Below are 20,355 nucleotides of genomic sequence, written 5' to 3' on the forward strand. Positions count from 1 at the left end.
CTGCGCTTCAGGCGCGTTGCCGCGATTTGCTAAACTAGCGCTTTTGTCCGACGCCCGAGCCGCCGTGAACCCGCTGCTGATCTCCCGCTACACCGCCACCTCCTGCCTCGGCAGAGGTATCGGGCCGATGCGCGACGCGCTCGCCGCGGGCCGTTCGGGCCTGAAACCCTGCGACCTCGACGGCGTTGCGCTCGACACCTGGATCGGCGAAGTCGCGGGCGCGGACGACGAAGCGCTGCCGCCGCAGCTGCGCAGCTTCGACTGCCGCAACAACCGGCTCGCGCAGATCGGCTTCGAGCAGGACGGGTTCGCCGACGCGGTGCGCAACGCTAAGGCGCGCCACGGCGCCGACCGGATCGGCGTGTTTCTCGGCACGAGCACCGCCGGGATCCTCGAAACCGAGCTTGCCTACCAGCAACGCGATCGGGACAGCGGCGCGCTGCCGGCCAATTTCAACTACGCCGGCTCGCACAATCCGTTTTCAATCGCTGCGTTCGTGCAGGCCGCGTTCGGGCTCGGCGGGCCGGCGAACGTCGTGTCGTCTGCGTGCTCGTCGAGCGCCAAAGTGTTCGCGTCGGCGCGCCGCATGATCGAAGCGGGCCTGATTGACGCGGCGATCGTCGGCGGCGTCGATTCGCTGTGTCTGACGACGCTGTACGGCTTCGCTTCGCTGGAACTCACGTCGAGGCACGCGTGCCGGCCGTTCGACCTCGGGCGCGACGGCATCTCGATCGGCGAAGCGGCCGCGTTCGCGCTGCTCGAACGGGTCAGCGAGCCCCTCGCCGACGATGCGATCCTGCTCCTTGGCGTCGGCGAATCGAGCGACGCCTACCACATGTCCTCGCCGCACCCCGAAGGCCTCGGCGCCCGGCGCGCCATGGAAGCGGCGCTCGCGGCGGCCGGTCTCGCGCCGGGCGACATCGACTACATCAACCTGCACGGCACCGCGACGCCGAGCAACGACAGCGCCGAAAGCAAGGCCGTGCGCGCGCTGTTCGGTGCATCGACCGCCTGCAGTTCGACGAAAGGGGCAACCGGTCATACGCTCGGCGCAGCCGGCGGCGTCGAAGCGGTCATCGCCGCGCTGGCGCTGCGCGACGGTTTTCTCCCCGGCAGCCCCAACACCTGTGATCCGGAGCCGGACATGAATTACCTCCTCGCCAGCCGCTCCGCCCCTGTGCGACGCGTGCTCAGCAACTCGTTCGGGTTCGGCGGCACGAACTGCAGCCTCGTGATCGGCCGCGCGCAATGAGCCGTCCCGGCGATTCCCTGCCCGGCGCGTGGATCGGCGGCATCGGCCTGCTCGGCCCCGGCCTACACGACTGGCCCGGCGGCGCCGCGATCCTGGCCGGCGAGGCATCGTGGGTGCCGACGAAGACCGTGCTCAGCGCGCCGGAACGGCTGCCCGCGGCCGAACGGCGCCGTTCGGTGCGCGTCGTCAAGCTCGCGCTGACCGTCGGCCTCGAAGCCGTCACCGCCGCCGGAGCCGACGCCTCGAGTCTCGCAACGGTGTTCAGTTCGTCCGGCGGCGACGGCCACAATTGCCACCTGATCTGCGAAACGCTCGCGTCCGACGATCGCCAGGTGTCGCCGACCCGTTTCCACAACTCGGTGCATAACGCCGCTGCCGGCTACTGGGGCATCGCAACCGGCGCAATGGCTCCGGCAGCCGTGCTGTGCGCGTTCGACGGCAGCTTCGCCGCAGGGCTCCTCGAAGCGCTGGTGCAGGTCAGCGTCGACCGCGTGCCGAGCCTGCTGATCGCCTACGACGCCGACTACCCGGAACCGCTGCGCGCGGCGCGGCCGGTGCCCGACGCGTTCGGCACGGCGCTGCTGCTGACGCCGCAACCGGGGCCCGCGCACTTCGGCCACATCCGTGCCGGGCTGACGACGGCCGCAGCCGACACCCTCGCCAATCCGGCCCTCGACGCGCTGCGCCGGGCGATTCCCGCTGCCCGCAGCCTGCCGCTGCTCGCCGCGATCGCGCGGGGCGAACCGGGGCCGATCGTCCTCGACTATCTCGACCACGCGCGCGTCGCGGTCGATTTCACCGCATGATTTCGCAACCGACGACGCTGGACCACGCCGCGATCGCCGCGCGCATTCCGCATCACGGCGCGATGTGCCTGCTCGACGCGGTGGACACGTGGGACGCCGGATCGATCTGCTGCCGGGCGACGAGCCACCGCGATCCGGCCAATCCGCTGCGCGACGCAGGCAGCCTGCCGGCGACCGCCGCAATCGAATACGCGGCGCAGGCGATGGCGGTCCATGGCGCGCTGCTCGCGCCACCCGACGGTGCGCCGCGCGCCGGCTACCTCGCGAGCGTGCGCAGCGTCGAGCTCGCCGTGGCGCACCTCGACACCGTTGCCGGCGAACTCGACGTCCGCGCGGAGCGGCTGACCGGCAACGACAGCCAGGTCCTGTACAGGTTCACCGTCTGCGCCGCGGGCACGACGCTGGTTTCCGGGCGCGCCGCGGTGATTCTCGATGCGGGCGCGCCCGGCGCCGGCCTTTCACGGAGCCCCGCTTGAAACGCGCGCTCGTCACCGGCGGCAGCGGCGGCATCGGCGCCGCGATCTGCAGCCGCCTCGCAGCCGACGGCTGCCACGTCTTCGTCCATGCCCATCGCAACCTCGACCAGGCGCGTGCGCTCGTCGACGACATCCGCGCGGGCGGCGGCAGCGCGACGCCGGTCGGCTTCGACGTCACCGATGCCGCGGCGACCTCGGCCGCGCTCGAGGCGCTGCTCGCCGAAGCGCCGATCCAGATCCTCGTGAACAATGCCGGCATCCACGACGACGCGGTGTTCCCGGGGATGCGCGCGCAGCAGTGGCAGCGCGTCATCGACGTGTCGCTGAACGGATTCTTCAACGTCACGCAGCCGCTGACGATGCCGATGATCCGCACCCGCTGGGGGCGCATCATCACGATCTCGTCGGTCGCGGCGATCACCGGCAACCGCGGCCAGACGAACTACGCCGCGGCGAAAGGGGCGCTGCATTCAGCGAGCCGCTCGCTGTCGCAGGAACTCGCGAGCCGCGGCATCACCGTCAATGTCGTCGCGCCGGGGATCATCGACACATTGATGAGCGAAAGCACGTTCGACGCAGCCGCGATCGCCCGGCTGGTGCCGATGAAACGTGCCGGCCGCCCAGCCGAAGTCGCCGACCTCGTCGGCTTCCTCGCGTCAGAGCAGGCCGCATACATCAGCGGCCAGGTGATCTCGATCAACGGCGGAATGATCTAACTCTGACGCTCGGCGCGCTTGCCGCGGCCACGCGCGTAGCGCCGCCCCGCGAGCAGCGGCAGGCGCAGCAGGAAACCGAAGAACAGCCGCGTGTGCATCCACGTCAGCAGCAGGTTGTCGCGCAGATAATTGAAATGCGAGACGCCGCCTTCGGCGGGCGCGAAGTAGCGCACCGGCGCCGGCAGGTTCACCGGCGGCACGCCGGCCCAGCTCATCCGCACGACCGCCTCCGGGTCGAAATCGAACCTCCGCATCCAGCGCTGCCCGTGCATCACGCGCGCGAGCGGCGCAATCGGATAGACGCGGAAGCCGAACAGCGAATCGCCGATTCCCGTCCACAAGGTTTCGAGGTTCGCCCACCAGTTCGACACTCGCCGGCCACGCACGCGCAGCGCCGGCGCGCTGGCGTCGAACACCGGTACGCCAAGGATCATCGCCTCGGGCCGTGCCTGCGAAGCTGCCATGAAGTCCGGAATCAGCTCGGCCGGGTGCTGGCCGTCCGAATCCATCGTCAGCACGTGCGTGAAGCCTTCGCCCGCGGCGAGCTCGATGCCGTGGAGCACCGCGGCGCCCTTGCCGAGGTTTTTCGGCAGCACGATGACGCGCAGGCCCGGGTCGTCGTCCGCCATCGCCCGCAGCGCCTCGGTCGTGCCGTCGGTGCTGCCGTCGACGACGACCCACACCGGCAGCCATTCCCGACGCGCGGCGCGCACGGTGTCGAAGACCTTGCTGCCCGGGTTGTAGCTCGGGATCAGCAGCAGGTGGGTCGAAGCGGAGTCAGCCGCGCTCGGCGCTGGCTGCGGCGTCGTCGTGCCGTCGGGGCGACGTTGCGGATGCCGGAAAGTCGGGAAGCGCTGCATGCTGGAGTTCCGCCGCAAAGTAGTGTTCGAGTTCCCGCATGAATTCCTGCACGTTGCGTGCCGGCTCGAAACGCCGGCCGAGCCGCACGCGGTAGGTGACCGGCATTTCCGGCCGGCGGAACAGCGGCCAGCCCTTGCACAGGTATGGCGACGCGGTTTCGATGAAGATCGTCTGCACCGGCACTTTCGCGCGGCGTGCGATCAGCCCGACACTGCTCATCAACGGGTTCATAGGCAGTCTAGTCGTGCGCGTCCCTTCCGGAAAGACCAGCAGGTGGCTTCCGGCGGCGAGGTCTTCGGTCGCGCGCATGACCATGCGCAGCGGCGAATCGTTGCGGATGTAACGGGCGAGCCGTGCGCCGGCGCCGAGGAAAACGTTGTCCATCAGCCCCGCTTTCATGATGCATGCGACGTCGGGCAGGCGCGAGATCACCATCACGGCGTCGAGCAGGCACGGATGGTTCGGCGCGAGGATCAGCGGCCCCTGGCCGCGCAGCGCATCGAGTTCGCGCAGGTCGAAGCGGCACGCGCCGATCAACGTCAGGAAGCGCAGATAGCCGTGGAAGTTCCAGCTGATCACGCGCCGCCCGAGCCGCCGCCCGAGCGAGCCCGGCAGCAGCGGCTGCAGCGCCATCGCGAATGGTGTCCACAGCAGGCACACCGTGCCGAGATAGGCGAGGCCGAGATGCAGCAGCACGGTTTCGTGCACGACGCGCAGCCAGCTGCGCCGGATTGCGCGCTCACTCATCGGCCAGCACCCGGTGCGAGGATTCGCCGATCAGCCACGTCACCGCAAAGCCCGCGGCGAAGTAATCGCGGCTCGTCACGAGCGGGCTGTCGAGGAATACCGCGCCGGCCAGCGTGTCGTAGCGGACGAAAGCGCCGGCCCAGCCGCCCGCGAACCGCTTCGACAGGGCGGCAAGGAACTGCGTGCCGGCATAGCCGCCTTTGGCATCGTATGCGGGCCGCGCCGCGGTCGCATCGCGCGTATCGACGCCGTAGAAATAACGGTGCTGGCGGCGGTCGCCGAACACCGGACCGGCGACGAGGCCGAGCGTCCAGCCGTCCAGGCCGGCCGGGTCACGCCAGTCGAGGTTGAGCTGCGGCGTGAACTGCCAGCCGGTCGATTCCGGATGGCTTTCGACCGTCACGCCGACGCGCAGCGGCAACCGTACGCGCAGCTTGCGGCGCTCGTCGGCGCTCTGCCACAAGCGCACGTCGAGCGAGGGTCCGATCTCGACTGTCGGCTCGAGATCGTCCATGCCGGCGCGCACATCCACGTCCTCGCTGCTCGCCGGGGGCGAGGCGGCGAGGCTCAGGCTGAGCTCGACGCGCTCGGTATCGAAGAACGTGCCGCGCAGGCCGCGCCGGTCCGCTTTCAGGAATTCGCCGCGGTAGATCACGTACGGCACGGGAAGCACGAACACGCGGTTCTCGTCCGAACCGCGATAGGCGGGAAACTGCAGCACGCCGACTCCCGCGCCGAGCTCCCACAGCGGCTTTTCTTCGTCTGCCGCGACGCAGGCCGCGGCCGGCACGAACATGCAGGCCATGACGACTGCGCGTGCCCGCAGCGGCAGGCGGCGTTGGCGCACGCCGGTCATCCAGCGACAGCCGGCACATGCGCTCCCGAGTGCGGGCAACTTGCCGCCCTCATCGACCCGGCCGGAACCCGACCGAACTCCACACCTGCCATCACGCCTCCCGGATGAGCCTTCATTTCGCTGAACGCGCGGAATTATACCGGCTGCCCGCAGCACAAATCACGGCAGTTCCCGCACCCGCAGGTAACGGGGAAAGCGCGGCAGGCCTTTCGCGGTGAGTTCGCGGTAACGGTAGGTCACGGTCGCGCCGATCGGCGGGGGAGCACGCCGTTGCGCATCCGAGAAGCCGCTGCCGATGCGAAAGCGCCGTCCGTCGGGCGTTTCGACTTCGAGTGCCCCGAGCATGCCCCGGAGCCGGCCCTTGCCAGGCCGATGCGCGACGACGCGCGCTTCGGCGTCGAGCCACGGCGTCAGCTTCAGCAGCACCGCGCTGCGCCCGGCGACCCACCCCGCATCGGCGCGATGCAGCATCAGGCCTTCCCCGCCGGCAGCGACGACACGCTCGAAGCGGCGCTGCAGCGCCGCGCGGTCGGCGACGCGAAACTGCTCGACCGCTTCCAGCCACGGCGGCCCGCCCGCGGTGACCGCCCTGATCCTGGCGATGCGCTCGGTGAAGCTGCCGCGCGCTTCCGGCATCTCGAACACCATGTAGCGCACCTGCCGCCATTCGTCGTCGACGGGTTCCAGCTTGCGCACGACGCCCGACAGCTGCTCGAAGCTGCGCCGGCCGATCCACAGCTCGCCGTCGAGCGCCTCCCGCGGCAAGCCGTCGAGGAACCATTGCGGTGTCGCGATCGGCTGTCCGCTGCGAAAGCGCAACGTCCGCCCGTCCCACAGCGCCCTCACGCCGTCGAGCTTTTCACTGATCCAGTACGCTGCCGGATCGATATCGTCGCGATACACCATCGCGAGCGTCGCAGCGGGCCCGCTTGGCGTATCGGCGGGCGCTGGTAGCGGCGACGCGAGCAGCAGGACGCAAAGAAGCGTGGCCAGGACCTGCGGACGGAAGCTGCTTTCGCGGCACGCTCGGCCGATGCGCGGAAAACGGGAAAGCGACAGCGAGAACGGATTCATCGGGCGCACGCTCCGGGCTTTAATGCCTTTGGCATTGTACGACCTTTCGTGCCTACCGGCATTGCGACCGCCTGGAACACTCCTTGTGCACCTTGCGCGGCCCGGTCCGTTCGCACGGCCTGCGTGACCCCGCGGCGTGAGGCGACGTCGATCGCGCTTCGCCGCTACAATCCCTTCCCCGGATTCTCCGTCACCGCCCCCCGCCCCTGCTCCCGATGCAACCCTCCGCCCTCCTCCTGCTCGGCCCGACCGCCAGCGGCAAGACCGCCTCCGCGCTCGCCCTGGCGCGCGCGCTGCCGATCGAGATCGTCAGTGTCGATTCGGCGCTCGTCTATCGCGACATGGACATCGGCACCGCGAAGCCGAGCGCAGCGGAACGCGCCGCCTGCCCGCACCACCTAATCGACATCGTGTCGCCCGAAGAGCGCTATTCGGCAGCGCACTTTCGTCGCGACGCGCTGCGGCTGATCGGCGAAATCCACGCGCGCGGGCGCATCGCGCTGCTCGCCGGCGGCACGATGCTGTACTTCAAGGCGCTGCGCGACGGGCTGTCGGACCTGCCCGGCGCCGACGCGGACCTGCGCGCCGACATCGACGCCGCCGCGGCGCGCCTCGGCTGGCCGGCCCTGCATGCGCAGCTCGCACAGCTCGACCCGGACGCCGCGGCGCGGCTCGATCCGGCCGACGCGCAGCGCATCCAGCGCGCGCTCGAGATCGTGCGTCTGACCGGACGGCCGCTCGCCGAAAGTTACGCCCGGCGCGAGGCTGCGGCGCTGCCGTTCCGCATGCTGCCGATCGCGCTCGTGCCATCGGATCGCGCGGTGTTGCATGCGCGCATCGAACAGCGCTTCGACCAGATGCTCGCAGCCGGCCTGATCGACGAACTGCGTGCGTTGCGCGCGCGCTACACGCTCGACCCGGCGCTGCCGTCGATGCGCTGCGTCGGCTACCGGCAGGTGTGGGACTATCTCGAGGGCCGGGACGATTACGCCACGATGCGCTTCAAAGGCATCGCCGCGACGCGCCAGCTCGCGAAGCGCCAGCTCACCTGGCAACGCCAGTTCCGCGACAGCTGGCCCGGGCTCGTCGAGATCGACTGCCTGCGCGCGGACCTGACCGACGCCGTCGGCGCAGCTGCCGCGCGCCTGCTCGCCCGCTCACGGGACGCCGCGCACTAGCGCGACGCCGAACAGCCACACGACCGCCAGCGCATACGCCGCGAGGCAGTAGCGCAGGTTCGCGCGCGCGAGCCCGAGCGCCGGCAGCGCGAAGCGCCCCTGCAGCGACAGATGCACGCCGGACATCGGATTGAGCGCGAGGCCGATGCCCCAGCTCATCAGGAACATCAGCGCGAGCAGCAGCGGGTCGGGCGCGAGCGGCGCGAGCCACGCCGACGCGATGACGATCGTCACCAGCGCGTGCACGCCGAGCGCCGACAATGCGATCATCAGCCCGAGCACGACCGCCGCCTGCAGCGGGCCGAAACGCTCGAACGGCAGCCAGCCGGAATCGGTCTGCATCAGCGCCTGCAGACCGGTCGCCAGCACGCCGGCGGCGAGGAACAGCATCAGCTCGCCCGACATCGCCGGCAAGCGACGATGGGCGTGATCGATGATGCGCTCGAGGCCATCGGCCGCGCCGCTGCGGCCCAACACCGCGGCGACGCTGATCGCGAGCGCCGCGCCGCTGATGATCGCGAGCGACGACCACGCGGGCAGCAGGAAATGACCGGCGCTGACGATGCCCGTGAGCACGAGCGGCAGCCACAGCGCCGACAGGCGCATCGGGAAACCGACGAAGTCGGGAGCCTCGCCCGCGGCCGCCGGCGGCAGCGTCCGCCCCGCGACCCACACCAGCACGGCGGCCAGCGGCGCGCCGGCGAGCGCGACGTCGGCGAGGCGCGCCTGGGGCGCATACGTCAGCGCGACTGCCATGGCGCCGAAAAACGGCGACCACAGCGCGGCGAGCATGAACGCGCGCGCGATCGCGGCCGCCTGGCGCGGCGACAGCTGTCCGGACTGCGCAATCCGCTCGGCGACGATGAAAATCACCGACATGTTGATGACGGCGCCGAAAACATGCACGCCGGCCAGCGTCTGCCACAACGCGCGTCGCCCGCGCGGCAAGGGCCGGCGATCGTCGCCCCCCATGCCGACGAGCTGGAGGAAGCTCACCGCGGCGAGCATGCCGAGCAGCGGCGTGTTCTTCGTCAGCACGCCGCTCCACGAAGGGCTGTGGCCGCGCCACAGCGCAAGCGCGAGCGCGACGGCGCCGAGCGCGGAGAGGATGATCGCGAAGCGGTGCTGCTTGTGGTCGAGGCGCGGCCACAGCGCGATTGCCGCGCCCCATGCGGCGAGGCCGGCGGGCCAGGCCGGAAGGCCGGTGCGCGCGCCGTACGCGAGCGACAGCAGCACCAGCGCCACCATCAACCACGCGGCGAGCGCCGAACGCGGCCGCGAAAGGATTTGTTGCGGCGGCGAATGCGGCACTTAGTCGGTCGCCGCGACCGGCTGCTCGGCCTCGATGCGGGTGCGCTCGCGGCGCGCGAGGAGCGTATAGACGGTCGGCACGACGAACAGCGTGAACACCGTGCCGAGCAGCAGGCCGCCGACGATGACCCAGCCGATCTGCTGGCGGCTCTCGGCGCCGGCGCCGGTCGCGAGCGCGAGCGGAATCGAGCCGAGCACCATCGCCCCGGTCGTCATCAGGATCGGGCGCAGCCGCAGCACCGACGCGTCGATGACCGCGTCGCGCAGCGCCGCGCCCTCGTCGCGCAGCTGGTTCGCGAACTCGACGATCAGGATGCCGTGCTTCGTGATCAGCCCGACGAGCGTGACGAGCCCGATCTGGCTGTAGACGTTCAGCGTGCCGCCGGTGAAATACAGCGCCGCGAGCGCGCCGGTCATCGACAGCGGCACCGTCAGCATGATGATGAACGGGTCGCGGAAGCTCTCGAACTGCGCCGCGAGCACGAGGTAGATGAACGCCAGCGCGAGCACGAAGGTCAGCGCGAGGCTCGCCGAGCTGGTCTTGAACTCGCGCGACTGGCCGTCGTAATCGATCGCGTAACCGGCCGGCAGCACGTGCGCCGCCGTCTGTTCCAGAAACGCGAGCGCTTCGCCGAGCGCGAAATCCGGAGCGAGGTTCGCCGAGATCGTCACCGAGCGGCGCTGGCCGAAGTGATTGAGCTCGCGCGGGCTGACCGTCTCGCGCACCTGCACGAGGTTCGCGAGCGGCACCATCTCGCCGCTTTTGCCGCGCACGTAGATTTCGCGGATGTCGCGCGCAATGGCGCGGCTTGCCGCTTCGACCTGCACGATCACGTCGTACTGCTCGGCGTCTTTCTTGTAGCGCGTGACCTGCCGCCCGCCGAGCATCGTCTCGAGCGTGCGGCCGATCACGTCGACGGGAATGCCGAGGTCCGCGGCGCGGTCGCGGTCGACGTCGACGGCGAGTTCCGGCTTCGTCAGCTTCAGGTCGGTGTCCGGCGACACGAAGCCCGGATGGGCGCGGAGCTCGTCGAGCATCCGCTCGGTGTGGCGCGCGAGTTCGTCGTACGACTCCGACGTCGTGATGACGAAGCTGACCGGACGCGAGCGCGAACTCTGTCCGAACGCCGCCGGCAGCACCGGGAACGCGAGCAGCCCCGGCACCGCCGCGAGCTTCGGTCGCAGCTCGCCCGCGATCTCGGCGGCGCTGCGCTCGCGCTCGGCCCAGTCCGTGAAACCGGCGAACGAGATCCCCTGCGACACGGTCGGGTTGCCGGAAATGACGAGGTAGCGGTCGACTTCCGGCGTCTGCGCGAAGATCGCTTCGACCTGTTCCGCATACCGGCCCATGAAGTCGATCGTCGCGCCTTCCGGCCCGGAAAAAATGCCGACGACGCGGCCGCGATCCTCGACCGGCGCGAGTTCGGTCTTCAGCGTGTTGAGCAGCACGAGCGACAAGCCGGCGACGACGACGAACGCGAGCACCACGGCCCAGCGCAGCTGCAGCGCGGCGGTCAGCGCGCGGCGGTAGCCGTTGGTCAGCCAGCCGAGGAAGCGCTCGATCGCGTTGTAGAAGCGGCCGTGCCGCTCTTCGTGGCGCAGCAGCTTCGAGCACATCATCGGCGACAGCGTCAGCGCGACGAAGCCCGACACGATCACCGCGCCGGCGAGCGTCAGCGCGAACTCGGTGAAGAGCTTGCCGGTGCGCCCGGTCATGAACGCGACCGGCGCATAGACCGCGGCCAGCGTGATCGTCATCGCGACGACCGCGAACCCGATCTCGCGCGCGCCGCGAAACGCCGCCTGCACGGGCTCCATGCCTTCCTCGATATGCCGGTAGATGTTCTCGAGCACGACGATCGCGTCATCGACGACGAGGCCGATCGCGAGCACCAGCGCGAGCAGCGTCAGCGTGTTGATCGAGAAGCCGAACACCAGCATCAGCGTGAACGCGCCGACCAGCGACACCGGGATCGTCACCAGCGGCACGAGCATCGCGCGCCAGTTGCGCAGGAAGAAGAAGCAGATCACGGCGACGAGCAGCACCGCCTCCCAGATCGTCCTGAACACCGACGCGATCGAGCGTTCGATGAACACCGTCGTGTCGTTCGCGATGTTCATCGTCATGCCTTCGGGCAGTTCCGCCTCGAGCACCGGCATCATCTCGACGAGGCCGCGCTTGAGGTCGAGCGGGTTCGCGACCGACTGCTTGATCAGGCCGAGCGACACCGCCGGCTTGCCCATGAAACGCACCAGCGTGCGCTCGCTCTCGGCAGCGACTTCGACGCGACCGATGTCGCGGATGCGCACCGGGCGCCCGTCGGCCGTTCCGGGCTCGCGCACGACGATCGCCTCGAACTCCTGCGGCTCGTCGAGATCGGTCTGCGCGACGACGGCGAACTCGCGCTCGCGGCTTTCGATGCGCCCGGCCGGGAGCTCGACGTTCTGGCGCCGGATCGCGTCCTCGACGTCCTGCGGCGTGAGGTCGAACGCCGCGAGCCGGTCGCGGTCGAGCCAGATGCGCATCGAATAGCGGCGCTCGCCGAACACGCGCGCGTCGGCGGCACCGGACAGCGTCTGCAGCCGCGGCTTGACGATGCGGCTGGCGATGTCGCTCAGTTCGAGTGACGAGTGGCGATCCGACGAGAACGCGATCCAGATGATCGGGCTCGCGTCGGCCTCGACTTTCGCGATCACCGGCTCGTCGATGTCGTCGGGCAGCTGGCGGCGCGCGCGCGACACGCGGTCGCGCACGTCGGCGGCGGCGCTGTCGGCATCGCGCTCGATGCGAAAGCGGACCGTGATCTGGCTGCGCTCCTGGCGGCTGATCGACTGGATCACGTCGACGCCTTCGATGCCGGCGAGCGAATCCTCGAGCGGCTTCGTCACCTGCGATTCGACGATCTCGGCGCTGGCGCCGGTGTAGGTCGTATCGACGGTGACGACCGGTTCGTCGATGTTCGGGTATTCGCGCACCGTCAGGCGTGAATACGACATCAGCCCGACGAGCAGCACCAGCAGCGACAGCACCGTCGCGAACACCGGACGCTTGATGCAGATCTCGGACAGGATCATCGGGGGTCTCCGGTCAACCGGCTCCGCCGGCAGCACCTGCCGAAGGCGCCTCGCCAGTCCCGTTCGCGCGCACGACGCGCACCGGTGCCCCGTCGCGCAGCTTGAGCTGGCCTGCCGTCACGACGACGTCGCCGGCCTGCACGCCGCGCACGACTTCGACGCGCGTGCCGCGCCGCACGCCGGTCGACACCTCGACGCGCTGCGCCTTGCCGTCGACGACGCGATAGACGAACTGCACGTTCCCGGGCGCCGACACCAGCGCCTCCTCGGGGAGAATCGCGACGTCGGCGCGCTGCTGCAGGATCAGCCGCACGCGCGCGAACATCCCCGGGCGCAGCCGCCGGCCTTCGTTCGGCAGCGTCGCGCGCATCACGACCGAACGCCCCTGGTCGTCGACGAGCGGGTCGATCGCGGCGACGCGCGCCTCGAAGCGCTCACCGGGTATCGCGTCGGAGGTGATTTCGAGCGTCTGCCCGGGGCGCACGCGCGCGAGATAGTTTTCCGGCAGGCGGAAATCGACTTTCAGCGTCGCGATGTCCTCGAGATTCACGAGGTCGTCGCCTTCCTTGACATAGTCGCCGACGCTGACGTTGCGAATCCCGACGACGCCGGCGAACGGCGCGCGGATGCGCGTGCGCTCGAAGTGCGCCTGCGCGAGCGCCATGTTCGCGCGCGCGACTTCGAGCTGCGAAGCTGCCTCGTCGCGCGCGCTGTGGCTGAGGAACTTGCGCTTGAACAGATCGTCGGTGCGGCCGTAATTCGCCTCGGCGAGCGCGAGGTTCGCCTTCGCCTGCTGCACTTCGGCCTGCTGCACCGCTGCGTCGAGTTCGATCAGCACTTCGCCGCGCCGCACCGGCCCGCCTTCGCGAAAGCGGATCACGGCGATACGTCCGGCGACCTCGGGCCGCAGCACGACCGATTCGTTCGAGCGCAGCGTGCCGACTGCGGTGACGTCGTCGGCGACGGTCTCGGAGGTCACCGTGACGGTCTCGACGCCAACCGGGTCCGCGTTGGCCGCAGTACCGGGTGCGCCGCCATTGCTCCGTTGTGCCGCAGGCACCGCGCCCGCTGGCTGCGGCGTCGCCGGGTTGCGGTTCGCGTAATACGCGTAGCCTGCGAGCGCGGCGAGGCCGACGAGGCTGAGGGCGACGATCAGGCGACGAGGGGCGGGCATGAAAGACGGAAGCTCTGGTGACGCACCGGCCCGCGGCAGGACTGGTGAAAGTTCGGAAAAACCGGGCGCCCCGGATGGCGGCGCGCACATCCGCCCGGCCTCAGCCGACTGTCGTCTGCGCCGCGCCTTCGGCCCGCGACTCGATGCGGCCGAGCCGATAAACGGTTTCGCCCGCGGCTTCGAGGTTTTGCACTGCCGCGTCGGCCTGCTCGGCCGACACGATGACGACCATGCCGACGCCGCAGTTGAACACGCGGTACATCTCCTGCGCGTCGACGTTGCCGGCGTCGCGCAGCCACTGGAACAGCGGCGGCAGCGTCCAGGCGGACGCGTCGAGTCGCGCCGTCAGGTTTTCGCCGAGGATGCGCGGCACGTTCTCGAGCAGTCCGCCGCCGGTGATGTGCGCCATCCCCTTGACGACGCCGGGGACCGCCTGCATCAGGCCGAGCATCGGCTTCACGTACAGGCGCGTCGGCTCGAGGATCACGTCGCGCAGCGCACGGCCGTGGAAGTCGGCATCGAGGTCCGGCTTGGCAAGGTCGATGATCTTGCGGATCAGCGAATAGCCGTTCGAATGCGCGCCGCTCGACGCAAGGCCGAGGACGACGTCGCCGGGGACGATGCGCGAGCCGTCGATGATCTCGGACTTCTCGACTGCGCCGACCGCGAAGCCGGCGAGGTCGTACTCGCCGTCCGGATACATGCCGGGCATCTCGGCGGTCTCGCCGCCGATCAGCGCGCAGCCCGAGAGCTCGCAGCCGCGCGCGATGCCGCCGACGACCGCCGCAGCCGTGTCGACATCGAGCTTGCCGCAAGCGAAGTAGTCGAGAAAGAACAGGGGTTCGGCGCCCTGCACGAGGATGTCGTTGACGCTCATCGCGACGAGGTCCTGGCCGACGGTGTCGTGCTTGTTCAGCTGGAACGCGAGCTTGAGTTTCGTGCCGACGCCGTCAGTACCCGACACCAGCACCGGCTCGCGGTACTTTTTCGACAGCTCGAACAGCGCGCCGAAGCCGCCGATGCCGCCGAGCACTTCGGGGCGCATGGTGCGTTTGGCGAGCGGCTTGATGCGGTCGACGAGCGCGTCGCCGGCATCGATATCGACACCGGCGTCGCGGTAGGAAAGCGAAGGTTTCGGGGAGCTCAAGTGGGTTCCTCTAGCGTACGGAATGCGGGGTTCGGCCGGACCCGGCGAGCGGGAAACTTGAGGCCGCAACGCCAAGTGGCTACATTTACGGGTTTCACGGGTCACTCCGGCACTTGCCGGGCACCTGCGCCAAGCTCGCGATTTTACTCGAAAATGACCCAATCCCGCGCCGACCGTCTGCAATCCGCCGTGTGGGTCGGCGTAGCGCTTGCGCTCGTCGCGCTGCTCTACGCGCTCGGGCCGATCCTCGCGCCGTTCGTCATCGCGGCGGTGTTCGCGTACATCTGCGACCCGGCGGTGAACTGGATGGTCCGGCGCCGCATTCCGCGCCCGCTCGCAGTGCTGCTGGTGATCCTCGGCCTGGGCGCGATATTGCTGCTGCTGCTGCTGATCCTCGCGCCGATGATCTATCGCGAGGCGCTCGCGCTCGTCGGCCGCCTGCCGGACCTGATCGAGCTGCTCAATTCGCGCGTCGCACCGCGACTGATGGAACGCTTCGGCATCGACGTGCAGCTCGATACGGCGTTCGTGCGCACCTGGATCACCGAGAACTGGAGCACTGCGCAGGACCTGGTACCGGTCATCCTCGGTCACCTGCGCGAAGGCGGCAGCGCGCTGGTCGGCCTCGCGGCGCTCGTGCTGCTGATCCCGGTCGTGATGTTCTACCTGCTGCAGGACTGGCCGCACCTGGTCGAGAACGTGCAGGCGATCATCCCGCGCCCGATGCTGCCGCGCACGCTGCGCATCTTCAACGACATCGACTCGGTGCTGTCGCAGTTCCTGCGCGGCCAGCTCTCCGTGATGCTGCTGCTCGCAGTGTTCTACAGCGTCGGCCTGTGGCTCGCCGGACTGAAGTTCGCGCTGCCGGTCGGCGTCATCACCGGCCTGCTCGTTTTCATCCCGTACGTCGGCTTCGGCGGCGGCCTGATCCTCGCGATCCTCACGGCCCTACTGCAGGCCGACGGCTGGTCGCCGCTGATCGGCGTGGCGATCGTGTACGGCCTCGGGCAGGCGATCGAGAGCTTCGTGCTGACGCCCTACCTCGTCGGCGAGCGCATCGGCCTGCATCCGGTCGCGGTGATTTTCGCGCTGATGGCGTTCGGCCAGCTGTTCGGCTTCGTCGGCGTGCTCGTCGCGCTGCCGGCAAGCGCGGCGATCCTCGTCGGCTTGCGCGAACTGCGTGCCGCGTGGGTCGCGAGCCGCCTCTACCAGGGCGACAACGAATCGCGCATCGAGGAGATCGGCAAGTGAAGCAGCTCGTGCTCGACATCCGCCCCGATGCACCGCCGACGCTCGACAACTTCGTCGTCGGCAGCAACGACGAACTGGTCGCTGCGCTCGATGCAATCGGACCGCGCGCCGCTCACCTCTATCTTTGGGGTCCCGCAGGCAGTGGTCGCAGCCATCTGCTGCGGGCGGCGGTGGCCGGAGCGCGCGCAACGGGCCGTCCGGCGCTGTACGTCCCGGCCGCCGAAGCGGGTGACGAGCTGCCGCAAACGGCCGGCGCGCTGCTCGCGGTCGACGACCTCGATGCACTCGACGCCGCCGCGCAGGTCGCGCTGTTCAACGCGTTCAACCGCGCGCGCGGCAACGGCCAGACGCTGCTCCTCGCCGGCGCGACCGCCCCGCTGCAGCTGGCGGTGCGCGAGGACCTGCGCACACGCGTCGGGCAGTGCCTGGTCTATGAAGTCCGCCCGCTCGACGACGAAGCGCGTGCGGCGATCCTGCGCACGCTCGCCGAGCGACGCGGCCTGCCGCTCGCCGACGAAGTGACCGATTTCCTGCTGCGCCACGGCCGCCGCGACTTGCCGAGCCTGCTCGCGGTGCTCGATGCGCTCGACACCGCGTCGCTCGAACGCAAGCGCGCGGTTACCCTGCCGCTGCTGCGCGAGATGATCCAGTCCGGCCTCGACATATGAGCCCGCGCCCGCATCTTCGGGCCGTGCCCGGCTCGCCTGTCGCCCCCGACTTTACCCGGACCTCATTGAAGGAAACCAGCTTGGACCTCGTACTCTTCGACCTCGACAACACGCTGCTCGACGGCGACTCCGACTTCGCGTGGGCGCAGTTTCTCATCGCCAAAGGCGTGCTCGACCGCGAAGTGCAGGAAGCGAAGAACATCGGTTTCTACGAGCAGTACAAGGCCGGCACGCTCGACATCTTCGAGTTCCTCGATTTCCAGCTCGCCCCGCTTGCGCGCCATCCGCGCGCGCAGCTCGACGCGTGGCACCGCGAATTCATGGCGACGGCGGTCGCGCCGATGATCACCGACAAGGCCCGCCGGCTGGTGCGCGAACAGATCGAGCGCGGCGCGCTGGTCGCAGTGGTCACTGCGACGAACAGCTTCGTCACCGGCCCGATCGTGCGCGAATTCGGCATTTCCCATCTCGTCGCGACAGTCCCGGCGCAGGAACACGGCGCCTTCACTGGCAAGCCGCGCGGCACGCCAGCGTTCAAGGCGGGCAAGATCGAGCGCGTCGACAGCTGGCTCGAGTCGCTCGGCCTGTATCCCGGCAGCTTCTCGCGCTCGTGGTTCTACAGCGACTCGCACAACGACTTGCCGCTGATGGCGCGCGTCACCGATCCGGTCGCCGTCGACCCCGACGACACGCTGCGCGCGCATGCGTTCGCCCACGGCTGGCCGGTCATCTCGTTGCGCTAAGGTGGCCGCGACGCCCTGCAAGGCCTGCGCATCGGTTATGATTGCACGCTTATGTTGACCGCTCCGCCCTCTTTCCAATGATCCGCAAGCTGCTGCGCAAAGTCTTCCAGCGCGCCGCGCTGCCAGTCGTGAATACCGAACCCGCGCTGATTCCCGTTACTCAGCATGGCGTTCGCCGCGAGCAGCTCTCGCCGGTCGCCCGCAAGGTCTGCACCGTGCTGCAGGAACACGGCCACAAGGCCTTCGTCGTCGGCGGCGCAGTGCGGGATCTGCTGGTCGGCCACCCGCCGAAAGACTACGACGTCGCGACGAGCGCGACGCCCGAGGAAGTCCGCGCGCTGTTCCGCCGCTCGCGCATCATCGGCCGCCGCTTCAAGATCGTGCATGTCATGAGCGGTCCGGAGACGATCGAAGTGTCGACGTTTCGCGCGAGCCAGGCGGCCGAAAGCACCGAGACCGACGAACACGGCCGCGTGCTGCGCGACAACGTCTTCGGCTCGCAGGCCGAAGACGCGACGCGGCGCGATTTCACCGTCAACGCGCTGTATTACGATCCGACCACCGAGCAGATCGTCGATTACCACCACGGCGTCGCCGATCTGAAGCAGAAGACGCTGCGCATCATCGGCGACCCGCGCGCGCGCTATCGCGAAGACCCGGTGCGGATGCTGCGCGGCGTGCGACTCGGCGCCAAGCTCGGCCTGACGCTCGACCCTGCCGCGCGCAACCCGATTCGCGAAATGGCCTCGCTGCTCGAAAACGTCCCGGCCGCGCGGCTCTTCGACGAGATGCTGAAGCTGCTGTTCTCCGGCTACGCGCTGAAATGCCTGGAGCAGCTGCGCGAGGAAGGCCTGCATCACGGCCTGCTGCCGCTGCTCGACGTGATCCTCGAACAGCCGATGGGCGAACGCTTCGTCAGGCTCGCCCTCGAAAATACCGACGAGCGCGTGCGCCAGGACAAGTCGGTGTCGCCGGGCTTCCTGTTCGCGACGCTGCTGTGGCACGAAGTGCTCGCCGCGTGGGAAACGCGCAAGCGCAACGGTGAGCACACCCAGCCCGCGCTGTTCGCGGCGATGGACGACGTGCTCGAAGCGCAGGCCGGCAAGCTCGCGATCACGCGGCGCATCGTCGGGGACATCAAGGAAATCTGGGCGCTGCAACCGCGCTTCGACAAGTGCAGCGGCAAGACGCCGTATCGCCTCATCGAACAGCCGCGTTACCGCGCCGCATGGGACTTCCTGCGCTTGCGCGCGCAGTCGGGCGAAATCGACCTGGCGCTCCCCGAGTGGTGGGACCGGTTCGCCCATGCCGGTCACGACGCGCGCGAAGCCCTGCTCGCCGAGGCGGCCGGCCGCGGCGAAGCGCCCGAGCGCAAGCGGCGCCGGCGCCGGCGCAAGCCGGCCGAGGCCGACACCGTCGCCGTCGACGCGTCATGAAACGGTCCGGCCCGGGCCGGACCGGCGCGACGCACGCTCCGACGCGCGCTTTCGTCGCGCTCGGTGCGAACCTCGGCGAGCCGGTCGCGACGCTCCGGACTGCATTCGAAGCGCTCGACAGCTTGCCCGACACGCATGTGGTCGCCCGCTCGAGCGTGTACCGCACCGCCCCAGTCGGCGTCAGCGGGCAGCCGGACTTCTTCAACGCGGTCGCCGCGCTCGACACGAGGCTGCCCGCGCGGTTGCTGCTCGACGCCTTGTTCGACATCGAGGCCCGCCTCGGCCGCACCCGCGTGTATCCGCAAGCGCCGCGAACGCTGGACCTCGACCTGCTGCTCTACGACGACGACACCGTCGCTGAACCCGGACTCGAAATCCCGCATCCGCGCATGCACCTGCGCGCCTTCGTGCTCGTCCCGCTCGCGGAAATCGCGCCGGCGACGATGATCCCGAGCCGCGGCCGCGTCGCCGATCTGCTGCCGGCAGTGCGCGACCAGGTGGTCGAACGCCTGCCCGGCTGATTCGGCGATGTCGGCTTGGCTGCAGGCGATTCCAGTCTGGCTTCAGGCTACGCTGCTGCTCGCCGCGTCGAACGTTTTCATGACATTCGCGTGGTACGGGCATCTCAGGAACATGCAGTCGAAAGCCTGGTTCATCGCGGCGCTCGCGAGCTGGGGCATCGCGCTGTTCGAATACCTGCTGCAGGTGCCGGCGAACCGCATCGGCGCGACGCAGTTCAGCCTCGCGCAGCTCAAGATCCTGCAGGAAGTCATCACGCTGCTGGTGTTCATCCCGTTCGTCGTGCTGTACATGAAGCAGCCGATGAAGCTCGACTACCTTTGGGCCGCGTTGTGTATGCTTGGTGCGGTATATTTCATTTTCCGCAACTAGGGACGGGTCCGGCACATGCTCGACAAGGCGCGCTACATCGTCATCGAAGGGCCGATCGGCGCCGGCAAGACTTCGCTCGCGCGCCGGCTCGCGGAGCGGCTCGATGCCGAGACGGTGTTCGAGCAGCCGGAGCGAAACGCGTTTCTCGGGCGTTTCTATCAGGACCCGCAACGCTGGGCGCTGCCGACCCAACTGTCCTTCCTGTTCCAGCGTGTCGACCAGCTTGCGGCGCTGGCCGGGCACGCCGACGCGCACCCGCGCATCGTGGCGGACTTCATTCTCGACAAGGATCCGCTGTTCGCGGCGCTCAATCTCGCCGATGACGAACTGGCGCTCTACCGGCGCATCTTCGACAGCGTGCAGCCGGCTGCGGTCCGGCATCCGGATCTGGTGATCTATCTGCAGGTGAAACCCGAAACCCTGATCGAGCGTATCCGGCGCCGAGGCGTGGAAAGCGAACGCCGGATCACCGAACGTTACCTGGAGCAGGTCGCCGAGCGCTACGCGCGGTTCTTCTACGATTACGAGGCGGCGCCGCTGTTCGTCGTCGACGCCGAAGTCCTCAACCCGGTCGAGCAGGACGATGACTTCGAGCTCCTGCTCGACCGGCTGCGCAACATGCGCGGCTATCGCGAGTTCTTCGGCTACGCCGGCTGACCGCCTCCTCGCCCGCAGCCTTTTCGCAGACCCACT

Annotated in this window: 20 protein-coding genes; 12 read left to right on the top strand and 8 right to left on the bottom strand. The window is 69.2% G+C overall.

Going from position 1 to position 20,355, the window contains the following annotated elements; translation table 11 throughout:
* Positions 1–64 precede the first annotated feature (64 nt).
* From PA01_01860 to fabG, 4 genes are read left to right on the top strand one after another with little or no spacing between them, the layout of a single operon-like run.
* The gene (locus PA01_01860) at positions 65–1,252 is read left to right on the top strand and encodes a beta-ketoacyl-[acyl-carrier-protein] synthase family protein (protein ID KON80553.1); all 1,188 of its coding nucleotides are present in this window, start codon (positions 65–67) and stop codon (positions 1,250–1,252) included.
* Complete coding sequence (locus PA01_01865) at positions 1,249–2,058, top strand: beta-ketoacyl synthase chain length factor (protein ID KON80554.1); 810 nt, start codon at positions 1,249–1,251, stop codon at positions 2,056–2,058. The genes PA01_01860 and PA01_01865 overlap by 4 nt, the downstream gene beginning before the upstream one ends.
* Positions 2,055–2,534: a hotdog family protein gene (locus PA01_01870; protein KON80555.1), complete on the top strand. Its 480-nt coding sequence runs from the start codon at positions 2,055–2,057 to the stop codon at positions 2,532–2,534. Before PA01_01865 ends, PA01_01870 begins: the two co-directional genes overlap by 4 nt.
* Positions 2,531–3,250: a 3-oxoacyl-ACP reductase FabG gene (fabG, locus tag PA01_01875; GenBank protein ID KON80556.1), complete on the top strand. Its 720-nt coding sequence runs from the start codon at positions 2,531–2,533 to the stop codon at positions 3,248–3,250. The genes PA01_01870 and fabG overlap by 4 nt, the downstream gene beginning before the upstream one ends.
* Here fabG and PA01_01880 read toward each other — a convergent pair.
* The 4 genes from PA01_01880 to PA01_01895 all read right to left on the bottom strand — a co-directional run bounded on the left by PA01_01880 (position 3,247) and on the right by PA01_01895 (position 6,788).
* Positions 3,247–4,110: a glycosyltransferase family 2 protein gene (locus tag PA01_01880; protein ID KON80557.1), complete on the bottom strand. Its 864-nt coding sequence runs from the start codon at positions 4,108–4,110 to the stop codon at positions 3,247–3,249. The genes fabG and PA01_01880 overlap by 4 nt on opposite strands.
* Positions 4,028–4,858 carry a 1-acyl-sn-glycerol-3-phosphate acyltransferase gene (locus tag PA01_01885; protein ID KON80558.1) on the bottom strand — a complete coding sequence of 277 codons (831 nt, stop codon included), beginning with the start codon at positions 4,856–4,858 and terminating at the stop codon, positions 4,028–4,030. The genes PA01_01880 and PA01_01885 overlap by 83 nt, the downstream gene beginning before the upstream one ends.
* A complete protein-coding gene (locus PA01_01890) occupies positions 4,851–5,705 on the bottom strand; it encodes a MipA/OmpV family protein (protein KON82241.2) in 855 nt (284 codons plus the stop codon). The genes PA01_01885 and PA01_01890 overlap by 8 nt, the downstream gene beginning before the upstream one ends.
* Before the next feature lie 168 nt (positions 5,706–5,873).
* Positions 5,874–6,788, bottom strand: a complete 915-nt coding sequence (locus tag PA01_01895) for a DNA ligase (protein ID KON82242.2) — start codon at positions 6,786–6,788, stop codon at positions 5,874–5,876.
* Between the two features lie 215 nt (positions 6,789–7,003).
* On the opposite strand from PA01_01895, the gene miaA reads away from it, so the two are divergent.
* Complete coding sequence (miaA, locus tag PA01_01900) at positions 7,004–7,966, top strand: tRNA (adenosine(37)-N6)-dimethylallyltransferase MiaA (protein ID KON80559.1); 963 nt, start codon at positions 7,004–7,006, stop codon at positions 7,964–7,966.
* On the opposite strand, the gene PA01_01905 is transcribed toward miaA, so the two are convergent.
* From PA01_01905 to purM, 4 genes are all read right to left on the bottom strand, one after another.
* Positions 7,946–9,277, bottom strand: coding sequence for a hypothetical protein (locus PA01_01905; GenBank protein KON80560.1), 1,332 nt, complete (start codon positions 9,275–9,277; stop codon positions 7,946–7,948). The genes miaA and PA01_01905 overlap by 21 nt on opposite strands.
* Entirely contained in the window at positions 9,278–12,352 is a 3,075-nt protein-coding gene (locus PA01_01910; GenBank protein ID KON80561.1) for an efflux RND transporter permease subunit, read from the bottom strand. It abuts the gene before it with no gap.
* A 13-nt stretch (positions 12,353–12,365) separates the two neighbouring features.
* A complete protein-coding gene (locus PA01_01915; protein ID KON80562.1) occupies positions 12,366–13,526 on the bottom strand; it encodes an efflux RND transporter periplasmic adaptor subunit in 1,161 nt (386 codons plus the stop codon).
* Positions 13,527–13,626: 100 nt separating this feature from the next.
* Positions 13,627–14,673, bottom strand: coding sequence for a phosphoribosylformylglycinamidine cyclo-ligase (gene purM / locus PA01_01920; GenBank protein KON80563.1), 1,047 nt, complete (start codon positions 14,671–14,673; stop codon positions 13,627–13,629).
* 153 nt (positions 14,674–14,826) lie between these two features.
* On the opposite strand from purM, the gene PA01_01925 reads away from it, so the two are divergent.
* The 7 genes from PA01_01925 (at position 14,827) to PA01_01955 (ending at position 20,319) form a co-directional block, all read left to right on the top strand.
* A complete protein-coding gene (locus tag PA01_01925; GenBank protein KON80564.1) occupies positions 14,827–15,924 on the top strand; it encodes an AI-2E family transporter in 1,098 nt (365 codons plus the stop codon).
* Positions 15,921–16,592, top strand: coding sequence for a DnaA regulatory inactivator Hda (gene hda / locus PA01_01930; protein KON80565.1), 672 nt, complete (start codon positions 15,921–15,923; stop codon positions 16,590–16,592). The genes PA01_01925 and hda overlap by 4 nt, the downstream gene beginning before the upstream one ends.
* An 80-nt stretch (positions 16,593–16,672) precedes the next feature.
* On the top strand, positions 16,673–17,335 hold the full coding sequence (locus PA01_01935) for an HAD-IB family hydrolase (GenBank protein ID KON80566.1): 663 nt from the start codon (positions 16,673–16,675) through the stop codon (positions 17,333–17,335).
* A gap of 77 nt (positions 17,336–17,412) precedes the next feature.
* Positions 17,413–18,771, top strand: coding sequence for a polynucleotide adenylyltransferase PcnB (pcnB, locus tag PA01_01940; protein KON80567.1), 1,359 nt, complete (start codon positions 17,413–17,415; stop codon positions 18,769–18,771).
* The gene (folK, locus tag PA01_01945; protein KON80568.1) at positions 18,768–19,292 is read left to right on the top strand and encodes a 2-amino-4-hydroxy-6-hydroxymethyldihydropteridine diphosphokinase; all 525 of its coding nucleotides are present in this window, start codon (positions 18,768–18,770) and stop codon (positions 19,290–19,292) included. Before pcnB ends, folK begins: the two co-directional genes overlap by 4 nt.
* A 7-nt stretch (positions 19,293–19,299) precedes the next feature.
* On the top strand, positions 19,300–19,662 hold the full coding sequence (locus tag PA01_01950; GenBank protein KON80569.1) for a DMT family protein: 363 nt from the start codon (positions 19,300–19,302) through the stop codon (positions 19,660–19,662).
* A 15-nt stretch (positions 19,663–19,677) separates the two neighbouring features.
* Positions 19,678–20,319, top strand: a complete 642-nt coding sequence (locus tag PA01_01955) for a deoxynucleoside kinase (protein ID KON80570.1) — start codon at positions 19,678–19,680, stop codon at positions 20,317–20,319.
* Positions 20,320–20,355: the final 36 nt, after the last annotated feature.

It is taken from the genome of Azoarcus sp. PA01, assembly GCA_001274695.2.
Classification (GTDB): Bacteria; Pseudomonadota; Gammaproteobacteria; order Burkholderiales; family Rhodocyclaceae; genus Aromatoleum.